This is a genomic window from Adlercreutzia sp. CNCM I-6216 (assembly GCF_977113345.1).
In genome coordinates, this window is the sequence record NZ_CDSBIE010000005.1 from 77,062 (window position 1) to 99,557 (window position 22,496).

The 22,496-nt window shown below is 63.6% G+C and carries 19 protein-coding genes; 8 read left to right on the forward strand and 11 right to left on the reverse strand.

Features of this window, described 5'->3' with window-relative positions:
• Window positions 1–2: 2 nt before the first annotated feature.
• The gene (locus tag ACYVRU_RS06210; RefSeq protein ID WP_461185866.1) at window positions 3–1,700 is read right to left on the reverse strand and encodes an FAD-dependent oxidoreductase; all 1,698 of its coding nucleotides are present in this window, start codon (window positions 1,698–1,700) and stop codon (window positions 3–5) included.
• A gap of 347 nt (window positions 1,701–2,047) precedes the next feature.
• Here ACYVRU_RS06210 and ACYVRU_RS06215 point away from each other — a divergent pair, with 347 nt between their 5' ends.
• Both ACYVRU_RS06215 and ACYVRU_RS06220 read left to right on the forward strand, forming a co-directional pair.
• Window positions 2,048–3,895: a flavocytochrome c gene (locus ACYVRU_RS06215; protein WP_461185867.1), complete on the forward strand. Its 1,848-nt coding sequence runs from the start codon at window positions 2,048–2,050 to the stop codon at window positions 3,893–3,895.
• Window positions 3,896–4,061: 166 nt separating this feature from the next.
• Window positions 4,062–5,546, forward strand: coding sequence for a S10 family peptidase (locus ACYVRU_RS06220; RefSeq protein ID WP_461185868.1), 1,485 nt, complete (start codon window positions 4,062–4,064; stop codon window positions 5,544–5,546).
• Between the two features lie 103 nt (window positions 5,547–5,649).
• On the opposite strand, the gene ACYVRU_RS06225 is transcribed toward ACYVRU_RS06220, so the two are convergent.
• The 3 genes from ACYVRU_RS06225 to ACYVRU_RS06235 all read right to left on the reverse strand — a co-directional run bounded on the left by ACYVRU_RS06225 (window position 5,650) and on the right by ACYVRU_RS06235 (window position 9,000).
• On the reverse strand, window positions 5,650–6,402 hold the full coding sequence (locus ACYVRU_RS06225) for an SDR family NAD(P)-dependent oxidoreductase (RefSeq protein WP_461185869.1): 753 nt from the start codon (window positions 6,400–6,402) through the stop codon (window positions 5,650–5,652).
• 148 nt (window positions 6,403–6,550) lie between these two features.
• Window positions 6,551–7,003 (reverse strand): hypothetical protein, encoded by a 453-nt coding sequence (locus ACYVRU_RS06230; protein ID WP_022740562.1) that lies wholly within the window; start codon window positions 7,001–7,003, stop codon window positions 6,551–6,553.
• Window positions 7,004–7,287: 284 nt separating this feature from the next.
• Entirely contained in the window at window positions 7,288–9,000 is a 1,713-nt protein-coding gene (locus ACYVRU_RS06235) for an FAD-binding protein (protein ID WP_114539355.1), read from the reverse strand.
• Window positions 9,001–9,254: 254 nt separating this feature from the next.
• Here ACYVRU_RS06235 and ACYVRU_RS06240 point away from each other — a divergent pair, with 254 nt between their 5' ends.
• A complete protein-coding gene (locus ACYVRU_RS06240) occupies window positions 9,255–10,796 on the forward strand; it encodes a helix-turn-helix transcriptional regulator (protein WP_452039397.1) in 1,542 nt (513 codons plus the stop codon).
• Between the two features lie 101 nt (window positions 10,797–10,897).
• On the opposite strand, the gene ACYVRU_RS06245 is transcribed toward ACYVRU_RS06240, so the two are convergent.
• From ACYVRU_RS06245 to ACYVRU_RS06270, 6 genes are all read right to left on the reverse strand, one after another.
• A complete protein-coding gene (locus ACYVRU_RS06245) occupies window positions 10,898–12,229 on the reverse strand; it encodes a helix-turn-helix domain-containing protein (RefSeq protein ID WP_452039398.1) in 1,332 nt (443 codons plus the stop codon).
• A gap of 86 nt (window positions 12,230–12,315) precedes the next feature.
• A complete protein-coding gene (locus ACYVRU_RS06250) occupies window positions 12,316–13,491 on the reverse strand; it encodes an SLC13 family permease (RefSeq protein WP_452039399.1) in 1,176 nt (391 codons plus the stop codon).
• A 476-nt stretch (window positions 13,492–13,967) separates the two neighbouring features.
• Window positions 13,968–14,723 carry a carboxymuconolactone decarboxylase family protein gene (locus tag ACYVRU_RS06255; protein WP_452039400.1) on the reverse strand — a complete coding sequence of 252 codons (756 nt, stop codon included), beginning with the start codon at window positions 14,721–14,723 and terminating at the stop codon, window positions 13,968–13,970.
• Window positions 14,724–15,388: 665 nt separating this feature from the next.
• Window positions 15,389–15,817, reverse strand: a complete 429-nt coding sequence (locus ACYVRU_RS06260; protein ID WP_114539533.1) for an MOSC domain-containing protein — start codon at window positions 15,815–15,817, stop codon at window positions 15,389–15,391.
• 240 nt (window positions 15,818–16,057) lie between these two features.
• Window positions 16,058–16,438, reverse strand: coding sequence for a fluoride efflux transporter CrcB (gene crcB, locus ACYVRU_RS06265; RefSeq protein ID WP_418389592.1), 381 nt, complete (start codon window positions 16,436–16,438; stop codon window positions 16,058–16,060).
• An 87-nt stretch (window positions 16,439–16,525) separates the two neighbouring features.
• Window positions 16,526–17,041, reverse strand: coding sequence for a hypothetical protein (locus tag ACYVRU_RS06270; protein ID WP_452039401.1), 516 nt, complete (start codon window positions 17,039–17,041; stop codon window positions 16,526–16,528).
• 192 nt (window positions 17,042–17,233) lie between these two features.
• Between ACYVRU_RS06270 and ACYVRU_RS06275 the strand changes: the two genes are divergently transcribed.
• The 4 genes from ACYVRU_RS06275 (at window position 17,234) to ACYVRU_RS06290 (ending at window position 20,867) form a co-directional block, all read left to right on the forward strand.
• Window positions 17,234–17,764, forward strand: coding sequence for a GntR family transcriptional regulator (locus ACYVRU_RS06275; RefSeq protein ID WP_177720319.1), 531 nt, complete (start codon window positions 17,234–17,236; stop codon window positions 17,762–17,764).
• A complete protein-coding gene (locus ACYVRU_RS06280) occupies window positions 17,761–18,888 on the forward strand; it encodes a DUF1648 domain-containing protein (RefSeq protein ID WP_177720321.1) in 1,128 nt (375 codons plus the stop codon). The genes ACYVRU_RS06275 and ACYVRU_RS06280 overlap by 4 nt, the downstream gene beginning before the upstream one ends.
• A gap of 68 nt (window positions 18,889–18,956) precedes the next feature.
• Window positions 18,957–20,153, forward strand: a complete 1,197-nt coding sequence (locus ACYVRU_RS06285) for a DNA-deoxyinosine glycosylase (protein WP_452039402.1) — start codon at window positions 18,957–18,959, stop codon at window positions 20,151–20,153.
• A gap of 258 nt (window positions 20,154–20,411) precedes the next feature.
• Window positions 20,412–20,867, forward strand: a complete 456-nt coding sequence (locus tag ACYVRU_RS06290; protein ID WP_161127605.1) for a hypothetical protein — start codon at window positions 20,412–20,414, stop codon at window positions 20,865–20,867.
• Window positions 20,868–20,918: 51 nt separating this feature from the next.
• Here ACYVRU_RS06290 and ACYVRU_RS06295 read toward each other — a convergent pair whose 3' ends face one another.
• Window positions 20,919–21,467 carry a phosphatase PAP2 family protein gene (locus ACYVRU_RS06295; RefSeq protein WP_177720323.1) on the reverse strand — a complete coding sequence of 183 codons (549 nt, stop codon included), beginning with the start codon at window positions 21,465–21,467 and terminating at the stop codon, window positions 20,919–20,921.
• A 345-nt stretch (window positions 21,468–21,812) separates the two neighbouring features.
• Here ACYVRU_RS06295 and hypB point away from each other — a divergent pair, with 345 nt between their 5' ends.
• Window positions 21,813–22,490, forward strand: a complete 678-nt coding sequence (gene hypB, locus ACYVRU_RS06300; protein ID WP_452039403.1) for a hydrogenase nickel incorporation protein HypB — start codon at window positions 21,813–21,815, stop codon at window positions 22,488–22,490.
• The last annotated feature ends 6 nt before the right edge of the window (window positions 22,491–22,496 follow it).

Below are 22,496 nucleotides of genomic sequence, written 5' to 3' on the forward strand. Positions count from 1 at the left end.
TTCTAACAGGCGTCGGCGCCGCAGGGGGCGGCGCGTTCGATGAGGCGCGCGTCGCCCGTCACGATGTCGTGGAAGCGCAGGCCCCCGGCCAAATGGCTCACGTCGGCGAAGCCGTGGCCCGCCAACATGCGGGCGGCCACGTAGCTGCGCAGGCCGCTCTGGCAGACGAGGCGGACGGGCAGCGCGGGATCCAGCTCGCCCAGGCGCTCGCGCAACTCGTCCAACGGGATGTCGCGGAAGCCGGGGAGGGCGCCGCGCTCGAACTCGGCGGGCGTGCGGATGTCGATGAGCTGCGCCGACCCGTCGCGCGGCAGCTTCGCCACCTCGTCCCAGCGGTACTGGGACACGAGTCCCAAGGCGAGGTTCTCCACCATGAAGCCGGCCATGTTCACCGGATCCTTCGCGGAGGAGTAGGGCGGCGCGTAGGCGAGGTCGAGATCCTTGAGTTGGATCGCGGAAAGCCCCGCAAAGAGGGCCGTGGCCAGAACGTCGATGCGCTTGTCGACGCCCTCGTAGCCGATGGCCTGGGCGCCGAGCAGGCGGTACGTCTCGCGCTCGAACACCACCTTCAACGTCATGACCTTGCCGCCGGGGTAGTAGCCGGCGTGGCTCATGGGGGAGAGCACCACGGCGTCGTGCGCGATGCCGGCGCGCTCGCAGACGGCCTCGGAGAGCCCGGTGGCGGCGGCCGTCAGGTCGAACACCTTGATGACCGAGGTGCCTTGGGCGCCGGCGAAGCGGCTGCTCAGCCCGCAGATGACGTCGGCGGCCACGCGCCCCTGCTTGTTTGCCGGCCCGGCGAGCGAGATGAGCGCGTCGTCGCCGGTGACGAGGTGGCTCACCTGCACGGCGTCGCCCACGGCGTAGATGTCCTCGATGCCGGTCTCCATGCGGTCGTTCACGACGATGCTGCCCTTGATGCCCGTTTGAAGCCCCGCCGCATCCGCAAGGGCCGTATCGGGCGTGACGCCGATGGCGAGCACCACCATGTCGGCGCGCAGAGGCTCTTCGCCGGCCAAGAGCACCTCGATGCCGTCCTCGCGTGCTTCGAAGCCCTCCACGGAACGGCCCAGCGCCAGGTGCACCCCGTGGGCGCGCATCTCCTGGTGGATAAGGGCGGCCATGTCGGCGTCGAAGGGGTTCATGAGGTGGCGCGGCCGCTGCACGATGGTCACGTCCAGCCCCAGGTCGCGCAGGTTCTCGGCCACTTCCAAGCCGATGAAACCGCCGCCGCACACAACGGCCGAGCGCGGGCTTTCCGCGTCGATGAACTCCTTCATGGCGAAGGTGTCCTCCACGGTGCGCAGGGTGAACAGGCGATCGAGTCCTACGCCGGGAAGCTTCGGTCGCGTGGGGCGGGCGCCAGGCGAGAGAATGAGCTTGTCGTAGGGCTCTTCGAACACCTCTCCGGTTTCAAGATTGCGCACGGTCACCACATGGCGCGCCGCGTCGATGGCCTCCACTTCGTGGCGTACGCGCATGTCCACGTTGAAGCGGGCGCGGAAGCTTTCGGGGGTCTGCAGGGTGAGGGCGCTCTTGTCGGCGATGGTGCCGCCGATGTAATAGGGCAGGCCGCAGTTGGCGTACGAGATGTAGCCGGAACGCTCGAATACGACGATCTCGGCCGCCTCATCGAGGCGCCGAAGCCGGGCCGCCGCCGTGGCGCCGCCGGCCACGCCTCCTACGATAACGACTTTCATAGAACTTCCCTTCTCGCGTTTTCTCTTGCCCATAGCATAGCAGAGCCTTGCTGCAGGCAGCGTTCTCGCCGCGGCGATTGCCCGTGGCGCGGTAGGCCTTTTTACGGGCAGGTAACGGGCCGATGGAGAAGCGGCAACGCTTGGATGCAGGGTGGCAACGGGTCGGTAGAGGATGGCGGTACTTCGCCGAAAGCTCGTGTGATGGGTCTATGATGGAGCCATCGAAGGGAGCGAAAACGACGAAAACCGTCAATGTTGATACGTTTTTGGTACCAAACTGGTGAAATTCCCAAGAAGCAGGTGACGTACCAGCACGCTCGTTCGAAGCTCGACCTAGGGAGGCTATTATGTCAGGTTGTTCTCGTCGACAATTTCTCACAGGAGGCGCTCTTGCCGCGCTGGGAGGCACGCTGGCTCTGGCCGGCTGTGCGCCCATGAGCCATGAAGAGGCTGCGGCCAAGAAGAGGGAGGCCGCTGCCGGCAACGACAAGAACGCCGATGGCGAGGTAACGGCTATCGGCACCGGTATGGGCAAGCATGGCGAGTTCACGGTAGAGGTGTCGGCCAAAGACGGCGCCATCGATCGCATCACCGTGCTCGATTCCCGTGAGACGCCGGGGATGGGCGATGTGGCCATGGAGAAGATGACTCAAGCGATCATCGACAATCAAACGCTTGCGGTAGACACCATCAGCGGCGCGACGCTTACCTCGATGGCCTTCCTCACCGCCGTGGGCAGCGCCTTGGATGCGATGGGGGAGAGCGCGGACGATTGGAAGAATCGCGAGCCAGCCGCTTGGGTGAGCGACGTTGAGCTCCCGGAAGAGGCGGACGTCGTGGTCATAGGCGCGGGCGGTGCCGGCTTCGCGGCGGCCATTACGGCGGCCAATGAGGGCAAGAGCGTCGTGCTTATGGACAAGATGGGCGTCTTCGGCGGCGATACGGCCCTCTCGGGAGGCGAAATGGCGGTGCCCGGCAACTGGATCCAGGTGACGCAGGGCATAGAGGACAGCCCCGAGAACCTCGTGTCCGACATGCTCGTCGGTGGCGACAACAAGGGCGATCCGGAGCTGGTGGCCATCATCGCCAACGGCGCGCTCGACTCGGCCAACTGGCTCACCTACGAGGGCGGCGTCTCCTGGAAGCACGACCTCATGCAGTTCGGCGGCCACAACATCAAGCGCTCCATCATCCCCATCACCCATTCCGGATCGGAGATGACCACGAAGCTGACCAACCGCGTCAACGGCATGGACGACATCGTGCTCATCGACAACACCAAGGCCGTCGAGCTGGTCACCGACGATGCGGGCGCCGTGGTGGGCGTGAAAGTGGAGAACCCCGTGACAGGCGATACGTCCGAGGTGAAATGTAAGGCCGTGGTGCTGGCGACGGGAGGCTTCGGCTCCAACGTCGATATGCGCGTGAAGTACAACCCCGAGATGGACGACAAGATCCTCTCCACCGACTCGGTGGCCGCCCAGGGCGACGGTATCGTGATGGCCGAGAAGATCGGCGCCGACACCATCGATATGGAGTATATCCAGACCTATCCGGTGTGTGACCCCGAAACGGGCGCGCTGCTGTACGTCGGCGACGTGCGCCTGGAGAACCATGGCATCCTCGTGAACAGGGAGGGCGACCGCTTCGTGCAAGAGCTCGACCGCCGCGACGTCATTTCCAACGGCATCAAGAACCAGACCGATGGCGTGGCCTTCCTCCTGTTCGATCAGGCGGCCGCCGATGAGACGGGGCTGCTCAAGCAGCATGCCGACGAGTACGAGAACAGCGAGGCTCGCGGCGTTATCGTGAAAGCCGATACGCTGGAGGACGTGGCGAAGGCCCAAGGCGTCGATGCCGCCGAGCTGAAGAAGACCGTCGAGAAGTGGAACCAATACTGCGCCGACGGGAAGGATCCGGATTTCGGCTACAGCGCCGAGATGAACGTCATCGGAGACGGTCCTTACTACCTCATGGCCTGCAAGCCCGCCGTGCATTACACCATGGGAGGCCTGCACATCACGCCCGAGGCAGAGGTGCTCACCGTGGAGGGCGCGCCTATCGCCGGCCTGTATGCCGCCGGCGAGGTGGCCGGCCACAAGATGGGCACGAACCGTCTGGGATCCTGCTCTATGACCGATATCTACACCTTCGGCCGCATCGCCGGCAAGAACGCCGCCGACTACGCCGCCTAAAGAGCTGACTGTCCGGTCAGTTCACGATTCGGCCACGGCTGCCCCCGCGTTTCGTGACAGGGGGGCGACCGTGGCCTTTCTGCATCGGCGATGCGTGTAGGCTCAGCGTTGTTAGTCGTGCGCGCGGCCCTGCGGCCGGGCGCCTCAACGCGAGTAAGGAGCCATTATGGCAGAGACAAGCCCCTCCTTCACCGTCACCATGAACGACGGGAAGAGCGCCAAACCAGAGCAGCTCGTTCCTGAGCCGGCCAGCAAGGATATGACCTGGACTGACGGCAAGCAGACCATCAAATACACTGCCACTGCCGAGATGCTGCCGTTGCATACCGACGACGGCACGCTCATCGGGCACATGTTCGCTCTCTCCTACGTAAGCGATGCGGCCGACAAGTCCGATCGCCCCGTCACCTTCTGCTGGAACGGCGGCCCGGGCGGCTCGTCGGCCATGGTCAACATCGGCGGCTTGGGCCCGCGTCGCGTGCCCATCAATACCATCAAGCAGCTGCCCTGCCCCACGAAGCCCGAGGACAATCCCTACTCGCTTCTGCCCACGACCGACCTGGTGTACCTGGACGCCATGGGCACTGGCTACTCGAAGGTGGCCGAGGGCTACGACCCGAAGAAGGTCTGGGGCGTCGACGGCGACGCTGACGCCTTCATGCGCGGCATCGCCCAATGGCTCACCACTCACGAGCGTTGGAACACGCCTCTGTACCTGTACGGCGAGTCCTACGGCACCATGCGCAACTCGGTACTCATGCGCGTGCTCGGCGAGCGCGGCATCGCGCTGACCGGCGTCATCGAGCAGTCCACCATTCTCGATTACGCGCCGACGCTTTCGGGCAACGACCTGTACTACATGGGCATGCTGCCGGTCTACGCCGCCACGGCCAACTACTTCGGCAAGGCCGGCGCCGGCGTCGACCAGTTCGAGTGGTTCGACCGCGCCTGGAGGTTCGTCGATGAGAAGTACGGCCGCGCCCTCATCGCGAGCGACTCCATCACCCCAGAAGAGGAGCACGAGCTGGCCGTCGAGATGAGCGAGCTCATCGGGCTTCCGGCCGAGTTCATCGAGGGCAAGCACCTGCGCATCGAGCTGGACACCTTCCGCAAGACCATCATGGCCGACGAGGGCCTGTTCACCGGCCGCTACGATACGCGCTTCACCGAGCCGGCCTACATGGATGTGCAAGGCGACAACGAGTTCTTCGCCGGCGAGGATCCCTCCGGCGACGCCATCATGACGCCGGACCAGTCCGCCTGGATGAAGCTCGTCCAGGAGACGGGCTTCAAGGGCTCGCCGATCAACCTGCTGCTTTCCATGAAGGTGAACGAGGAGTGGAACTGGACGCACCAGGCGCCCGGCACCATGGGCAGCCCCGTGTGCCCGAACACCGCCTACGATATGGGCACGGCCCTGCGCCGCAACCCGTTCTGCCGCGTGCTGTTCTTCGGCGGCATCCACGACGCGGCCACGCCGTTCTGGAACGTGAAGCACTCCATCTCGAAGATGTTCTTGCCCGAGTCCATCACGAGCCGCATCGAGTACAAGGTGCATGAGAACGGGCACATGGCCTACGAGGACCTGCCCACCTTGGAGAAGATGGCCCCGGAGCTGGCCGCCTTCTACGAGAAGAGGCACGAGGCGTAAAACGCGCTGTATTGCTTGTGCGGATGCTTGGAACTGCAGATGCATGAAAACGGCCGCCGCCCTTTGAAGGACGGCGGCCGTTCTGTATGGCTCTGCGAAGTGCTTACGGACGCGACAGGCCGTCGACGGGAAGCACGGCGCCCGACACGTAGCTGGACATATCGCTGGCCAGGTACAGACAGGCACAGGCGATGTCCTCTGGCTCGCCCATGCGGCCGAGCGGGATGGACTCGATGAGCGGCTTGATGACCGAGTCGGGCAGCGCGTCCACCATGTCGGTGTGGGTGACGCCCGGGGCCACGGCGTTCACGCGGATCTTGTGCTTGGCAAGCTCGCGGGCGAGCGACAGCGTGAGCCCGTTCACGGCGAACTTGCTCGTGGGGTAGGCGAAGCCGGAGGGCTGGCCGTACTTGCCCACCATGGAGCTCGTGTTCACGATGGCGCCGCCCTCGCCCTGCTCGATCATGATGCGGGCCGCCGCCTGGGTGCACACGAACACGGCGGTCACGTTAATGGACATGACTTTGTTGAACTCCTCCAAGGTGTAGTCCACCAGCGGCGTGCGGGAACTCACACCGGCGTTGTTGCACAGCACGTCCAAACGGCCGAAGCGGTCGACCACTGAGGCGAAAGCCGCCGCTACGGAATCGGGGTCGGTCAGCGAGGGCGCGATGCCCATGACGTTGTCGGTGAAGCCCTCCTCAGCGAGCTTGGCCAAGGCCGCATCCACGGTCTCCTGGCGCGAGCCGGCCAGCGCCACCTTCGCGCCGTTCTTCAAGAACTCACGCACGATAGTGAACCCGATGCCGCGTGTGCCGCCGGTGACGATGGCCACCTTTCCTTCTACGATGCCCATGGGCGTCCTTTCTCTAGGGTAAACTCGCATAATCATATCGCGGAGGAACTGTCCCGTTGGTTTCGGGACGGTTACAAAGCGAGAGGCTCAGAGCGAAGGCTAGGGCAGAGAGGGGCAAGGGCAGGGGCGGGGCGCAAGTCGGCAGCTGCTAATTCCGCGTCCAGCGTTCGTTCTCGTCGTACCACATGAACAGCTCGTAGACGCGAAGGCTGGGGGCGATCAGGTAGGTCTCGGGCGTGAAGCCGAATGCGGGGCTGTCGCCGTTGACGACGGCGGTGCCCAAAAGCATCTCCGGCGTGGCCTGGGTGCGGCGGTGCTCGGCGGCGATGCGGGCCGCCTCGTCGGGGTGCTCTTCCAGCCAGCACTCGGCCTGGGCTTCCACATGGCGCATCTCGGCCAGCAGCGCCTCGCGGCGCAGGGCGCGCAGTTCGTCGATGCGGTCGTAGTAATCGATGCGCACCCGTGGCGTGCGCACGCCCTCGGTCACGTAGAGGCGCACGAGCTCCATGGGCATGCGTTGGGCGAGATCGTGCAGGCCGGCGCTGAACTCCTTGGACTTGCGCCACGTGGAACGGGCAAATGCCACTTCAGTGGTAATCATAAGGGCCCCTTTTGTCGTTTCAGCAGTGTTTGAAGCCACGCGCTCACTATAGCATGCGCGTACTCGCGGCGCGAGGGCGATTCTGTGTCGGTTTGCTGGCGATTTCAGGGAAAGGGAGGGTGGTCTGGATGGCGTCCGGCTTTTCAAGCCAAAAACCTGCAGAAAGTCCACCGCCGCGCGACGGGGAGGGTCGTACGCGCGGCGGTGGCGATGGTTGGCGGTTGGTGAAGCGGGCTCACGGGAAGGCGAAATGGACGAATGAGCCTTCCCGTGCTCGCAGGCTGCTATTGAGCGGCGCCGGCGAGCAGCTTCGCCACGTGACGGCCCTCAACGGAGCTGCGGCCGCAGGCCACGCCTACGACATACTCGGGATAGTTACCCGAGAAGAAGCTGCCGGATACGTCACCAGCGGCATACAGGCCCTCGATGACGTTCAGCTCCGGATCGAGCACCTGGCAGTTCTCGTTAATGCGCAGACCGTCGATCGTGGTGAGCAGCGAGCCGCCGAACCAGCAACCGTAGAAGGGGGGCTGGCGGATGGCGGAGAGGCGGTAGGCCTCCTTGCCGAAGTCCTCGTCCACCTGGTTGTCGTAGAAGCCGTTGTAACGCTCCACCTCGGCGAGGAAGTTATCCTTGTCCTGGCCGGTGAAGCCGAGCATGTCGGCCAACTCTTCAATGGTGTCGGCTTTCATGAGGATGCCGGCCTCTTGGGAAGCGGCAGTGTACTCGTCGTAGGTCATGCCCATCTCGATGTAGGGCACCACGCGCGAGCAGCCGACGGTTTCGAAGCGCAGCATATCGTCCATCATGTTGCTGTCGTAGACCTGGCACCACACCCCGCCGGGCTGGTAGGTAGCGGCGAAGCAGATGAAGTCATAGGGGGTGGACTCGTTGGCGAAGCGCTGGCCGTGGCGATTCACCTTCATGAAGGGCTGGCTGCCGATATTCTCCTGGAAGATGCTTCCGCGGAATATGGCGCCTTCGCCTTCGCCCTCGTAGCCGGCATCCACGCCAGGAGCCACGGCCCCACGGTCGAAGACCATGGGGGCGGCGTCCTTGTCTTTAGAGGCTCCGGCCCACAGCCCCGCCTTGATGCCGTCGCCTGTGCAAGTGGGATTGAAGCTGGAGGCGGTGCAGCAGGCTACAGCGGAGGGCTGCAGGGCGGTCATCATCACGGGGTTGGCCGCGTAGCCGCCCGTGGCGAGCAGGGTGTTTTTAGCATTGATCTGCTTCATACCGTCTTTGGTTTCGAAGATAGCGCCCGTCACCTTGCCATCGGCGTGAACAAGCTTCACCATCTTATGCTCGAACAGAATGTCGTGACCTTGGCCGGACAAGCGCTCGGCGATGACGTCGTTGCGCGTGGGCGGGACGTAAGAGGGCTCCCACAGGTGCTGCACATAGGGCACATAGTAGTCGGTACCGCCCGTGGCGTGCTCGGGCGGCATGTCCAGCATGACCTCTTTGCCGGCGTCTTTCATTACCTCGGTCACCCAATCAATGTATTCGGCCGAATCGTCGATCCAACGCTTGATGAGCTTCTGGTTGCACTTGCCGGAGGCGTAGCGCGTCAGCTCGTTCAAGAGCTTCGGCCGGTCGATGGTCACGTTGTTGGCCTTGGCGTAAGCGGTGTCTACGCCGCCGAGGTACTCGCGGGTCTCGGGAACCTGGTTGCTCTTATCGCAGGCAATGAAGTTGAGGCCCAAATCGGCCGCCGCGCCAGCAGCGGCAAGGCCGGCCGTGCCGGCGCCAATGATGAGGAAGTCGGTGTCGAGGGTTTCGACGATGTCGCCCTCAGCGACTTCGGGCTCTGCGCCAAGCCAGTCTTCTGCGGCCGCCGTGGCTTCGGGCGTCGCGGCTGCGTCGCCGGTTGCGCTGAGGTCTTTCTCGGCCGAAGTCTGGGGCGCGCATCCTGCCAAGCCCATGGCCCCCACGGCGGCCACGGCGCCAAGGCCGAGGAAGTCGCGGCGGTTCATCTTCATCGATTCTTTGCTCATAGTCCCTCCTGTATCGTGGATCTCTCTTGCGTCGACGAGCGGTGTGATTGGCCGACGCAATGCGTCATCATGGAGGAACTGCGCGATAGAGGCCATCGCTTGCGCGCGGTTATTCGAGAAATCACCTCTCTGAGGTGATACCGCTACCAGGGGTTTTCTGAACCTGAGGGAGGCGAGTTGCTATACTTCTCTTTTGAGGAGGGACTCCTGTGGAGTGCGGGTGCGATGACATGAGAGGCTCGGGGAGGGAATCGATGGGAAAGGCAATAACCAAGGACAGCGTATTTGACTCGATGCGTCGTGTTGAAGCGGCGCTCAAGTTGCGCTACATGGGCATTGGGTTTGTCTGGGCGTGGCTGTATTGCACCTATGCAACGTCAGCGGTGTTTCCCTATCGAAGCGGTCAGTCCATCAACTCCGATGAATCATGGCTCCTCTCGGCGGTAGCTGTCGTGCTCGGATTTTTCGTCGGCGGCTTGTTGCTGAGTCGAAGACCGCTCGGGGCCCGCTGCTTGCGAAGATTTTCCATAGCGGCAGCGCTGCTTTTGGCGGCGGGAACCATTGTTTCGGCTCTGGGCGCATTTGCATTGGGGCTTGCGTGGCTGGGAGGGGCCATGACAGGCGTGGGCTATGCGTTGCTCAGTCTGCTGTGGGCCCGTGCGCTCATGGTGCTGGATGTGGAGGAGCTGGAAGCGGTAGTGCCTCTCTCGTCGCTAGTTATCGTGCCGTGCGTTGTGGTATACCCTCTGCTGGAGGGGGTTGTGGGCGTAGTGGCGACGGCGTCGCTGCCGCTGATGTCCGGCGTCTTGCTTCTCCTTTGCTTGCGTGAGGGGGCTAAACGGTGCGGCGTCGAAGAGGCGGCGTCAGGCGTTGGGGGGATGTCGCCCTACCTCAAGGAAGCTGAAGCGTCGGGCGCCGCTTCAGCTTCGTCGGGTGCCGGCGCGTCTCTATCCCGACGCTTCGGAATTGCAGAATCGTGGGGCTTCTATCTTGGACGCGTCGCGGTTGTTCTCGTGGTGCTGTATCTCGCCATCGGGTGGCAGGCCGCTTTGACCGATGTCCGCGACAGTATGCATGCGCTCATCGATCTTGATGTCTCCATGCTCATTTCCAGCCTTGCCAGCGTAGCTTTGGGCATTGCCATCGTATTCTTTTCGAGAAGGGTGAGTTTCACGGGGTTGTTCCGCTGGGCGGTTCCGTGCGTGATCATAACGCTTGTACTGCATGGGTCTTCCGGTCTGTGGGCCGGATTTGTCTCCAACGCCATCGGGGATACTCTTGATTCGCTCATTCAGGTGCTGGTGTATTTGTTTGCGATCACTCTTGCCAAGCAAGGAAAGGCGCCTGTGGCCTTGGGCGTGGGGCTTCTCAATGGCTCCGTGCAGCTGGGTGTGCTTTTTGGCAACCTTGCGGGGAGCGCATGCGCTGGTCCCGCCGCGGCGTCTTCTGAGGTTGCCTTTCTGTCGGCGCTCATCTGCCTCGTGGCCCTCGTTGGCATTGTGGCGCCCCAGCGCGAACCGATTGAAGTGCGGCCGATGGCTGAGGCGGGTTCGGATGCGCTTGAGCACTCACTCATGGTGGGGTGCGAACTGCTGCAGAAGAAATTCGGCCTGTCTGATCGCGAGACGGAAATAGCCTTTCTCCTAGCCCGTGGTTACAGTCGTCCCTATATCCGCGAGAAGCTGTTCATCTCCAAGAACACGGTGGCAACGCATATCAGGCACATCTATGGAAAACTCGGCATTCACTCGAAAGAGGAACTTATCGATTTAGCTACCGAGGCGGCAAGGAAGTAGAAGGCTCGGAGCTGCCTCTTCTTTCGATGCCTTTACGGAGATGTCTTTGTGGGCGTTTTCTGGGCGCGATGGGCAGGGCGGTGCTTGGTCGTGTGTTGCTTCTAGCCGAACAGCAGATGCAAGAAATCGATGCGCTTCTGCAACCCTTCGTAGATGAAATCGGTGCGGCCGTACATTGAAGGGTTCTCGTCGAGAAAATCGCTGGCCCATTCGGGGAATCCCGCGAGTTTGTCCAGATCGAGCCAAGAGGTGTCGCCTATGAGACGCAGCTGCCGGTCGGCGTCTTCGTAGAAGGGACGCATATCCACCACGAAGGGCGTGTAAGCCAGCTCTCGCGTGGGCACGCGGCACCAGAGGCTCGAGCCGGTGTCGAACAACGGGGCAGCGCGGTACTCGAGGGTTTCCACATCGCGGATGAGACCGAAGTTGCGCCAGTGACGATCGGTGTTGGCCATGATGTCGTCGCAGAGGATCATCTTTCCGAGGGCTGTTTCGATGTCCTCCACGCCCAGCGCGGCGCAGCATTCCACGTAATGACGGTAGCTGTCGCGGTGGGGGGCCTGAGGGAGAACCTCGTTCACGTAGTAGGCGGGGATGAACTCCTCGGTGGGGCCGACGAAGTTCGGGCACGAGCTGACCGGCGCGCCGCCCCATTCGATCAGCGTGTAGGGAACGTAGTCTCCGTCAGACAGCAGGCGCGAGAAAAGCTCCGTGGCGATAACCTCGTTGTAGGGTTCCTGATCGAGCAGCGTACCTCCCTTGAGCAAGCATCGCTCGCCATTGCGGCACACCCAGCGTTTGGAAAGAACGCCATCGGAGGTGTTGTCGGGGGAGTCGAGGCCCACATCGGCCATCCATTCTTCGACCGGCGCTTCGGAGAAATCGTTCTCAAAGTAGTTGACGTCGCTCCAGCGGATTTCGCTTCCATAGGGCTTGATCCAGTACTGGTCGGAAAGGGAGAGCCCCATACTTTTGAAGGGGAGGTCATAGGTGTCGGCAATGCCGAGCTCGACCAGCTTCGCTTCGATGCCGTGGCGCGCCTTCGGAATGGCACGATGGGACCACCAGTAGGAAAGTGCGGTTTTCGAGGCTTTTGTTCCCCGCGGGGACATGATGGAAAGGGGAGCGCGTTTGGCGTCGATGATCTCATCGGCATCGAGAAATTCTCCCGTCGAGGCGTCGAAACGGAAAGCGAGCACCTCATGGTCGCGGTTCATGAGCAGGTAACGGGAGATGTTTGGCTGGCTCAGGCGCGCGCTTGGTCGGCCGCGACCGGGGTTGTGCTCGCGGCGTGCCTCGACGCTCTTTTCGTCTATGAGCCAAATGCCCGCAACTTGTTCGGCGGCTAACACGCCGCTTCTGATGAGCTGGCGAACACGGGTGGGACTCACGCCGAGCTTTGCGCTGGCTTCGGCAACGGTAATGCTGAACATAGGCTCCTCCAAAAAATCTTTCGATTGCGAAATATTATCACGGAATTAGTAATTCTAGAAAAATCTTTCGAAATCGAAATATTTTTCTAGAAGGAAGACGCCGTCCCGCAAGCGATCAAGAGGATGGCCAGGAAACCAAAGTTCAGCACGCTGAACAGGGCGAGGAAGCGACTGGTGGATAGCTCGGGCAATGCGGTCGCTCGGGGGAAGATTTTGCGCACGCTGGTGAAGTGCTGCAGTGTGATGAGGCTCGCGAGCGAGCCGACGAGCGTGCCGGCGCCTCCGATGTTCACGCCGACGAGCAGGGGCTGCCATGCGCCCGTGAAGTGGGAGAGCAGCACAGCGGCGGGCACGTTGCTGATGATCTGGCTTAAGCCGGCGCTCACGAGCAGGCCGTGATTGGCCATGAGGGGCGAGAGCCATGCGGACACCTCTGGCACGCGCGCCAGGTTGCCCGCGAACACGAAGAAGCAGGCGAAGGTGGCGAGCAGGCCCCAGTCCACGGCGGCCAGGGCGCGGCGGTCGAGGGCGGCGAGCGCGGCGGCTACGACGGCGACGGCGGCAGCGACGGGCACGATGCGGAATACGGCCAGCAAAGTGAGGGCGACAAGCGCTCCGTAGATTGCCAGGCGCCGTCGGCTGAGCGGCATCGGCGCGGCGAGACTGCGCGTATCATCTCGGCCACAGCTGCCGTTCGACTGACCGCACAGCCACCAGGTGCAGGCGACGATGCCGGCGGTCGACAGCGCGAAGGGCAGTGCCATAGCGGCCAGGAAATCGCCGAGGCCGAGCCCGTAATAGGAATAGAGGTAGAGGTTCTGCGGGTTGCCGAAGGGAACGATCATGCCGCAGAGGTTCGCAGCCAGGCTCTGCAGCACGAACACGGGAGCCACGAGACGGGGGAGGTTCGCGCCCATAAGGGTGGCCGCCGAAAGCGGCAGCATCATGATGAGGGCCATGTCGTTGGTTGCCATGCACGAGAGCGCGGCCGTCGTGAGCACGAGGGCCAGCGCGAGGGGCCCAGGTCTGCGAAACCGTGCGATGACGGCGCGGGCCGCCCGGTCGAAAGCGCCCATGAGCCGCAGCGCGCTCGCCACGGCCAGCACGCAGAACAGGCATCCAAGTGTCTTCCAATCGAAATACCCCAGATAAGCCTCGTCGGGCGGTACCGCCAGGGCGGAAGCCGCAGCCGCCACCGCCGCCACGACGAGCACGGCGTGCTCGCGTAGAAAGGCAGCAGGAGTGGTGGCGGAGATACGCAAGGGACGCTCTTTCTCGAAACAGGACAGTGCCCGTAGTGTACCCCAACGTCGCACAAACAAAGAGCGCCGTTACCGGGATGAGCAGTAGCCCCGAGCCACCCGGGAAGGGCTTTGCTCTCGAGGGAGGCCTTTTTTGCACGAGATCTCGAGTTATAAGCGTCTGAACTCTGCGTTGCGTTCGGTCTTCGGAAGAAGTTTTTGGAAAACACCTGGTCAAAGCTTCGCGCGCATCGAGACTATTCCGGGTCACTGAAGGATATGTCTCCCAAGACGCTTATAACTCAAGATCTCATGCATTTTCCGAACGGTTCGTTGACCGAGAGGCGGCGAGGCGCTTATAACTCGATATTTGACGCATGCTTGAATGCGATGCAAGTATGCGGAACGGCTCGGCTCCTACTTCGATGGCGTCGGAGCCGAGCCGTTTAGGGTGCCAGCGATTTGCGAGACACTTGGGCGGCCACTCGTGCGTGCTGTTACGAAAGGGCGGCGTACTCTTCGTCGGTGACGGGCTCGCACCACTCGTTGGAACAGTCGGTGCCCGGGGCCTCGAAGGCCACGTGGCTCATCCAACGGTCGGCGGTGGCACCGTGCCAGTGCTTCACGTTGGCCGGGATGTACACCACATCACCCGCGACGATCTTGCGGGCGGCCTGGCCCCACTCTTGGTACCAGCCCTCGCCGTCGGTGACGAGCAGAATCTGGCCGCCGCCTTCAGCCGCATGGTGGATGTGCCAGTTGTTGCGGCAGCCCGGCTCGAAGGTGACGTTGGCGATGAATTGGGTCTTTTCCGGGTCGGTCAGCGGGTTCAGGTAGGACTGACCCGTGAAGTACTGCGCGTAGGCGTCGTTGGGCGCGCCGAGGCCGAACAGGCCGCCGTGACCCTCGGGGTTTTCAAAGTCCAGCGAGTCTGTGGCGTACACCTTCAGCGCCACGCGGAAGGCAGCCCAGGCGTTGGGCCAGCCGGCGTAGAAGGCCACCTGGGTGAGGATGGCGGCCATCTCGCGGGCCGTGACGCCGTTCTTCTTGGCGTTGGCCACGTGGTGCTCGAACGAGCCGTCGGCCATTCCCTTGGCCACCAGCGTGGTCACGGTGAGGATGGAGCGCATCTTCAGGGTAAGCTCGTCGCTGCTCCACACCTCCCCGAACAGCACATCGTCGTTCAAGGCGGCGAACTGAGGCGCGAAGGTGCCGAGCGCATCGCGGCCGGCGGTCTGTACTACTTTGGGCATGAGGTTCCTCGATTCTTTTGGGGTGTTTCCGACGCTACTGCTCATTGCGCGCCTTCAAGTTTTGCGCACTTGCTTTCTCGTTACCCTAAACCTTCGAGTAAGCTCAAAGTCAAGGCACAATTGCGAGAGCGAAGAAGTTTCTGCCGGTCGTTGAATCCCCCTGTTTTTGCATGAGATTGACGGTTATGAGCGTCTGGTTCTCGCGCGAAGGAGTTCAGCGCGAAAGGCCCTTGGCAAAACTCCAGGTCAACAGACTGTATGTGATACGGCTCTTTCAAATCCGTATTCGGTTAGCGCCTCCAGACGCTCATAACCGGTGATTTGCTGCAATTTCGAGGTGGTTCGTCGACCGAGAACGTGAGTGAGTGCTCTTATGCCTATCTTTTATGGGCCATGACGAACATGCAGTTGCTTTTGACGAGAGTGCCCGCGACAATAGGGAAAACGATGCGGAAAGCGGCGGCCCGGCCGCCGCTTCGAAGCAGGCGTCTCGGAAGAGGCCATCGACGAGTTCGTTACCCCCTACGCCGAGTGGCCGCGCAGTTTAACCTTCACAAAACTGGTCAAGTTGCCTTGCCAATTATTGAAAAACTGGCAGAGTTACTTGGCCAGTTACGGGGACGTTAGATTCTGCGCGTCCCCGCTGTCTGCCTCTTCGCGACCTGCTATGCGATCTCGATAAGGTCGCCGGGGGCGATGGTGCCGCCGGCGAGCACCTTGCAGAAGACACCCTCCCGGGGCATGATGCAGTCGCCCATCTGGTGGTAGATGGCGCAGTGGGCGTGGCACTGCTTGCCGATTTGGGTCAGTTCCAGCACCACGTCGTTGCAGACGAAGCGCGTGCCGATGGGGAGGCTTTTCAGGTCGAAGCCCTCGACGATGATGTTCTCGCCGAACGCCCCATGGCCCACTTCGGCGCCGCGGTTCTTGAATGCCTCGATCTGCTCGTAGGGCAGAAGGCTCACCTGGCGGTGCCACGGCGCAGCGTGGGCGTCGCCCTCGATGCCCCAGTTGGGCCTAAGCTCGATGACGGCTTGCTCGGTTTTCTGGATTCCCTTGATATCGCTCGTGCATACGGCTTTGATCACGCCCATGATGCACCTTTCTCGCTGGCGATGGGTCGTGCGCCACTCTCGACCCACCCGGTGCATAGGACTTGGCCCCCGACCCGCTGCACGACGCTGAAGGGGGAATGCCGGCGCGCCCAAATTCTAGCGAACCCCTAGACTATTTGCAAGCGGGGATAGTAGAAGCGAATGCTCCTTTACCAGTTTTAGAGCCTTTAGAATTTTTAGCAGTCTTAGCCAAGGCACCCGACGCGGCTCTTCTGGCGTCTAGCCTGTCGGCATGAGCGCGCGAGCGAGCACCTTTCCGACCAGCACGCCGGCGACGCACAAAACGACGCTGACCAGGGCGTAGGCGCCAGCGATGGCGTATTGACCGCCCTCGATGAGCTCGAGGGTCTCCAGCGAGAAGGTGGAGAACGTCGTGAACCCGCCGCATAGGCCCACCTTCAAAAACAGCACCGCCTCGCGGGAAAGGGCGCCGGCGGCCAGCTCGGAGGTCTCCACGATGGCCCCTATGGCCACCGACCCCAGGAAGTTGATGAGCAGCGTCATGAGCGGCAGCTCGCCTCCCAGCGGGATGAGTCCCAGGCCGTAGCGCCCCATGGCGCCCAGCGCGCCGCCCGCTCCCACGCACAACAGGCCCATCATCGCTCGCTCTCCTTTCCCGAGTCCATCGCGCGCCCAGTATACGCTATCGGGGGAGAACGCGCTGCGCCATTGGGGGAGCGCGCCCCTCTAGCGGCGGGTGTGGCGCACGCCGTCGGGGAGGCCCGCTTCGGGCATGCGCAGGGTGCCGGCCTTCTCGCGGCGGCGCATGTTCCACAGCATGGTCGCGGCTACGACCAGAAGCGGCAGGCCGCCCACGATGCCCGTGCACAAGGGCCCCACGAAGGGGTTGCCGCCCGAAAGCGAGAACAGCGTCACGCCGTTAGTCGTGCCGTTCGCGGCCCCGTGCCCGATGGCCGCGGCAAACGTGGAGCCGGTGCGGATGGTCACGTAGCTGAGGAAGATGGCGAGCACGGTGCACCAGGCGCACATTTGGAATCCCTCGCGCGTCACGAGGCGCGTGAGCACCACGCCCAGGGCGGGGAAGAGCATGGTGAGCGCCACGGAGACCATGTAGGCGAGGTCGGGCGAGAGGAACTCGCTCGCGTAGGGGGCGGTGCCTTGGGCGATGGGGTACACCACGAGAAAGTCGTAGGCGTAGGTGATGCCGAAGGTGATGGCGAGAAAGACAAGGGCGCGTTTCATAGCGGAGTCCTTTCGTCGGGAACGAGCGGGCAGGGCTTCGGGTGGCCGCGGCGGCTTTCGCGGGGCGACGAGAAGCCGATCGCCCGTATTTTGTTCTATGACAACTAGAACAGTTTATGTTATACTCCGAGTAGAACAAGAAGTCAATGGCCCGTAGCGCGCCGCTACGGGCCGCTCGGAAAGGACGCCCCCATGCTCATCGCCGTCGACGCCGCGGCCGCCGAGCCGCTCTACCTGCAGATACGCAACCAGATTGTGGCCGGCATCGCCACCGGCCAGCTGGAGCCGGGCCAGTCGCTGCCCTCAGTGCGCTCCCTAGCGAGTGACTTGGGCATCAACCTGCACACGGTGAACAAGGCCTACGCGGTGCTGCGCGACGAGGGCTACGTGCGCATGCGCGGTCGCGCCGGGGCGGTGATCGCCGATCCGGCTGCCGCCGATCGCGCCGACGCCGACGCATCGGCCCAAGTGAAGATGGAGGACGACCTCTTCAAGCTGGCCTTGGCCTTCCGAGCCCGGGGCGGCGCGCGCGGCCAGTTTCTGGAAGCGGCCGCTGCCCAGGCCGCACGCGCCTACGGGGTGATGGAAGATGCCGAGCCCGCCCCGCGCCCGACGCGGAAGAAGAAGGCTGCCGATGGGTCGTCGGTGGCGGCCGCGGGTGCAGGCACGTCGTCGGTGGCAGGTGCGGCTGCAGCCGCGGGCGAGGCGGTGGTGCCCCAATGAGCGTGACGTCTCCCGTAATTCCTCTTCTCGGGCTTTTGACCCTCGTCGTTCCCCTCATGGGCGTGCTCATGGCGCTCACGCCCTACCTCATGCCGAAGCGCGAGTGCTTTGCCGTCACGGTGCCCGACGATGCGGCGCGCGATCCTTATCTGCGCCGCCTGAAACGCGCCTATCTTGCGATCATGCTGGCGCTTGCGGCGGCGGCAACGATTGCGTGCGCGGCAGCCCTTGCGCTCGATCCCGAGCATGCCTTCGTCGCGACGCTGGTCGTGGCCGCCCTCGTCCTGTGCGTGGGCGGCTACGCCCTCATGCTGTATTTCCGCGCGAAGGTGCAGCGCTACAAAAAGGCTCAGGGCTGGGTGGCCGAGGGGCGCCGCAGCGCGGGATTTATCGGCGACGAGCCCTTCCCGAAGCCTCTCTCCCTTGCTTGGGATCTGCTGTACGTGCCCGTAATCCTCATTACGCTGGCCATGGGCATCGTGGGCTATCCCGCCATGCCCGGCAAGGTGCCCCTGCACATGGATTTGGCGGGGAAGGTGACCGAGTGGGCCGACAAGTCGCCGGGCATCGTTGCGTTTCCCGTGCTGTTCGTGGCGCTCATCGCCGTGTGCCTCACCGTGGCCCATTGGGTGATTCTGCGATCGAAAAAGGGCAGCGATCCCGCCATGCCGGCGGCGAGCGCCTGGGCCTACGGCATGTTCGCCCGCGCTCAGAGCGTGATGCTCGTCGGCATGGGCCTGTTCGTGAGCTTGCTGGGGCCCGTTATCCAGCTGACGTTTCTCGGCGTGCTTTCCATGGCCCAGGCTCTCGTGCCCATCGGGGTCGTGGTGGCGGTCATACTGGTGGCGAGCACCGCGGTGAGTCTCGTGTACGGCCAGAACGGCAGCCGCCTGCTCGCCCGGGTGAGCGCCGACGGGCGCGGCGGCGCCATGCCGCGCGACAACGACCGATATTGGAAGGGCGGCATCTTCTACGTGAACCCCGACGACCCGGCGCTGTTTCTGCCTGAGCGCTTCGGTATCGGCTGGACGATCAATTTGGGGCGACCCGCAGCGTGGGCTTTTGTGGTAGGCTTCGCTCTGGTGATCGCGGGATTCATCGCGGCGTCGTTTCTGCTCACCTAAGGGGTCGGGCGCAAGCGGCCGTTCGCGTCCCGCCGGGGCCATCGCGCGAGGAGCAAAGGGAGGCTGCCATGAAAGATTGCGCCCAGCCGCTGCAGCACATCGAGCACGGTATTCCGCCGGTGTTTGACGAGCGCTCGGAGGTGCTCGTGCTGGGCACGATGCCCTCGCCGAAATCGCGCGAGGCGGCGTTTTTCTACGGGCATCCGCAGAACCGGTTCTGGCGCGTGCTCGCTGCGCTGTTCGACGAGCCGGTGCCCGAGGACAACGCCGAGCGCGCCGATCTGCTGCTGCGCCATCACATCGCGCTGTGGGACGTGCTGGAAAGCTGCGACATCCGGGGCGCCTCGGACGCCTCCATCGCCAACCCCCACCCCAACGATCTGTCGCGCGTTTTGGAAAAGGCGCCGGTGCGCCGGGTGTTCTGCACGGGTGCGGCGGCGGGGCGCTACTACGCGAAGCTATGCGAGGCTGCCAGTGGCTTGGCCGCCGAGGTGCTGCCCTCGCCGAGCCCGGCCAACGCGGCCTGGTCTCTGCCGCGGCTTGTGGAAGCCTATCGTCCCGTAGCCGATGCGACGACCCCCTTTAAGCCTCCCGTGCTTGAGGTGTCCCAGGTGGTGGCGCTCGAGCGGGCCATCGCGGAGGCGGGCACGCCGCTCGACGCGCTCATGCGCCGCGCCGGCCGCTTCCTTGCTTTCGAGGCGTGTAAGGCGCTGGAAGGGATGGAAGGCGCGAAGGAAATAGTCATCTTTTGCGGAAACGGCAACAACGGCGGTGACGGCTGGGTGGCCGGGGAGTACCTGGACCGCTGGGGCATCCCCGTCTGTCTCGTGACAGCGGTGGAGCCTGCGGCGCTTACGGCTGAGCCGGCGCGTGCGGCCGCCCTGCGGGCGACGGTGTCCCTGAGCGCGCACAGCCAGGTGGTTCTCGCGCCGACGGACGCGGAGGTGTCGGCCCTGCTTAACGGCGCCTCGCTCGCCATCGATGCCCTTTTGGGCACTGGGTTCGCCCACGAGACGGTGAAGGCGCCCTTCGACGGCTGGATCCGCGCTCTCAACGCTGCCCGCGACCGAGGCACGTTCGTGGTGGCCGCCGACGTGCCGAGCGGACTTTCGGCCCAGACGGGCCGCGCGGTGAAAGACACCGTGCGCGCCGACCTCACCGTCACGATGATCGTGCCGAAGCCGGGTCTTGCCGCCAAAGACGGTGCCGCACACTGCGGACGCTTCGTGGTCGCCCCGATTGCCTACATCGAGCCGCTCGTCTAGAACTTGCCAGGATTAGCCATCGCAGAATACGCGGGGATCGGGCCGAACTGCTGCCCCGCATCGCATTTCGACTGACGCGGATGCGTGTGGCCCCTATAAGGTTTCCGCAAGTTGAAATTTTGCTGTCGAGACCATGTGCCTTATGGAAGTGGGCGGGCGAGGGTGCTATGGTGCCCAGGAAAAACTAGTGACCGCGCGGCACCCTCCCCAAAAGGGGCGAACGCGCCGCGGCGGCATTCAATCAAAGGAAAACTCGCCATGTTCAAAGTTCGCTCGAAGTACCTGCTGCTCATCGCGGCGGCCGTGTGGCTCATTGCCGGAAGCCAAGTCGCCCGCATGGGCATCGAGGCCATCGCGGCCGGCAACGGCAACCTGTGGCTTCTGCTCATCGGCATTCCCGCCGCGTTCGTCGTCTTCCACATGATGTTCTCCAAGCTGGTGGGCAAGCATGCCGCCCGCATCCGCAGCTACGGCGAGGAGAAGATGCACGTGCTGAAGTTCTTCGACGTGCGCGGCTACCTCATTATGGCCGTCATGATGGGCGGCGGCATCGCCCTGCGCTCCTTCCACCTGGTGCCGGGTTGGTTCATCGCCTTCTTCTACACCGGTCTCGGCATCGCGCTCGCGCTTGCCGGCGTGGGCTTTCTCGTGCACTACTTTCATCGCGACGGGTATATCACCTGCCCCGTGACCGGGAAGGTGCGAGAGGGATAGGGGCTTCGGCCTCAAGGTGATTCCTCGCGTGCCCGTTTCGCGCGTCGGCGCCTAGGTGTGCGATTGCGATCGCCGTTCCTGAAGTTTGCGGCTTGCCGCTTCGACGATTTTGGCGGCGGCGAATCCCGCGAGCAGCCCGACGACGGTCCCCGCCAGCACATCCGTGGGGTAGTGCACGTAGCAGTACAGCCGCGTGAGCGCCATGAGCAGCGCGCCGATGCCGACGACGATGACGAGGGGCTTGGGCCCCTTCGAGAACAGCAGCGCCCCGAACGCGGCAAAGGCGGCGGTGGCGTGCCCCGAGGGGAACGACGAGCCGTGGGGTCGGTCGACGATCATGGGCACGAGCGGGTTCACGTCGCACGGTCGCGGGCGTATGATCAGGGGCTTTAGAATGCCGCTCGTGACAATGGCGCCGATGAGAACGGCGACGAGGACGGCCGCGCCCAGCTTGCGCGTCTTTGGAATGATGGCGAGCACGATGCCGAGCAGGATCCAAATCTGGCCGACGTCGCTCGTGCTCGTATAGGCGGCAACAAGGGCGTCGAGCCAGGGTGTGTGGATGAGCTGGATGGCATCCAGGATGGCAAGTTCGTTCACGGCAGGGGAGGCGAGTGTCTTAAAGAGAGGGATTCGGGAAAGGCTCGCCCCGCGCTCCTTTCAGGCACAAGGCTACAGGAAGCGGCGCCGGCGGGCAACCCGTCGCGCTCTCAAAAACGCAATGCCGATCGTCCCGAAGCGCTCCACCGGCTGCGATATCCATGGTTTTCCAGGTAATCCGCGCGCTTGCTTGCCCATGCGCGAACGCGGCGATGCGCATTCGGCAATCCGCATAGCCGATTCCCTTTCTGCATTGCCCAAAGGGCGCTGCGCCCGTTACTATGGAACTGAACAGTATTTGGAAGGCGCCGGGCGGCAGGGCTCGGCGCCGGCGAAGGAGGCATCATGGATCAGACGCGCGTCATCGAAGTGAAGAAGAACATCCTGGCGGCCAACGACGAGGCGGCTGACGCCTTCCGCGCCGAGCGCGCCCAGGAGGGCACGTTCTTCGTGGACGTCATGGCGAGCCCAGGGGCCGGCAAGACGACGCTTTTGCTCGCGTTCATCCGCGAGCTGCGTGCCCGGGGCGTCGAGGCCCTCGGCGTCATCGAGGCCGACCTGGAATCCGACGTGGACGCCCTCAAGATCAAGGAGGCCGGCGTCGCCTCCGTGGAGCTGAACACCCGCGGGGTGTGCCATGTGGAGATGGGCATGGTCACCATGGCCTTCGAGGCCTTCGACGGCGACCGCTTCGACTACCTGTTCCTTGAGAACATCGGCAACCTCGTGTGCCCAGCCGACTTCGATACCGGCGCCCACACCCGCGTCATGCTGCTGAGTGTCCCCGAGGGCTGGGACAAGGTCATGAAGTACCCGCCCATGTTCGCCGCTGTGGACGCGCTCATCGTCACGAAGTGCGATTACCTGCCCTTGAACGAGGATTTCGACATGGATCGCCTGAAAGAGCAGGCGCGCCTTTTGAACCCCGCGCTCGACATCTTCGTCACGAGCGCCCGCACCCACGAAGGCATCCCCGAGCTGGTGGACTGGCTCGAGGCCCAGCGCGCCGCGAAGGTGAAGTAGCGTCTC

What these genes read in the sequence shown, in the direction of transcription:
- crcB (WP_418389592.1), bottom strand. Translation starts at nt 16,438, where the DNA reads ATGATGGGCCTGTTGTGCGTGGGAGCGGGCGGCGCGCTGGGCGCCATG.
- ACYVRU_RS06290 (WP_161127605.1), top strand. Translation starts at nt 20,412, where the DNA reads ATGTTCAAAGTTCGCTCGAAGTACCTGCTGCTCATCGCGGCGGCCGTG.
- ACYVRU_RS06280 (WP_177720321.1), top strand. Translation starts at nt 17,761, where the DNA reads ATGAGCGTGACGTCTCCCGTAATTCCTCTTCTCGGGCTTTTGACCCTC.
- ACYVRU_RS06220 (WP_461185868.1), top strand. Translation starts at nt 4,062, where the DNA reads ATGGCAGAGACAAGCCCCTCCTTCACCGTCACCATGAACGACGGGAAG.
- ACYVRU_RS06260 (WP_114539533.1), bottom strand. Translation starts at nt 15,817, where the DNA reads ATGGGCGTGATCAAAGCCGTATGCACGAGCGATATCAAGGGAATCCAG.
- ACYVRU_RS06230 (WP_022740562.1), bottom strand. Translation starts at nt 7,003, where the DNA reads ATGATTACCACTGAAGTGGCATTTGCCCGTTCCACGTGGCGCAAGTCC.
- hypB (WP_452039403.1), top strand. Translation starts at nt 21,813, where the DNA reads ATGGATCAGACGCGCGTCATCGAAGTGAAGAAGAACATCCTGGCGGCC.
- ACYVRU_RS06235 (WP_114539355.1), bottom strand. Translation starts at nt 9,000, where the DNA reads ATGAGCAAAGAATCGATGAAGATGAACCGCCGCGACTTCCTCGGCCTT.
- ACYVRU_RS06240 (WP_452039397.1), top strand. Translation starts at nt 9,255, where the DNA reads ATGGGAAAGGCAATAACCAAGGACAGCGTATTTGACTCGATGCGTCGT.
- ACYVRU_RS06270 (WP_452039401.1), bottom strand. Translation starts at nt 17,041, where the DNA reads ATGAAACGCGCCCTTGTCTTTCTCGCCATCACCTTCGGCATCACCTAC.
- ACYVRU_RS06255 (WP_452039400.1), bottom strand. Translation starts at nt 14,723, where the DNA reads ATGCCCAAAGTAGTACAGACCGCCGGCCGCGATGCGCTCGGCACCTTC.
- ACYVRU_RS06245 (WP_452039398.1), bottom strand. Translation starts at nt 12,229, where the DNA reads ATGTTCAGCATTACCGTTGCCGAAGCCAGCGCAAAGCTCGGCGTGAGT.
- ACYVRU_RS06210 (WP_461185866.1), bottom strand. Translation starts at nt 1,700, where the DNA reads ATGAAAGTCGTTATCGTAGGAGGCGTGGCCGGCGGCGCCACGGCGGCG.
- ACYVRU_RS06215 (WP_461185867.1), top strand. Translation starts at nt 2,048, where the DNA reads ATGTCAGGTTGTTCTCGTCGACAATTTCTCACAGGAGGCGCTCTTGCC.
- ACYVRU_RS06225 (WP_461185869.1), bottom strand. Translation starts at nt 6,402, where the DNA reads ATGGGCATCGTAGAAGGAAAGGTGGCCATCGTCACCGGCGGCACACGC.
- ACYVRU_RS06285 (WP_452039402.1), top strand. Translation starts at nt 18,957, where the DNA reads ATGAAAGATTGCGCCCAGCCGCTGCAGCACATCGAGCACGGTATTCCG.
- ACYVRU_RS06275 (WP_177720319.1), top strand. Translation starts at nt 17,234, where the DNA reads ATGCTCATCGCCGTCGACGCCGCGGCCGCCGAGCCGCTCTACCTGCAG.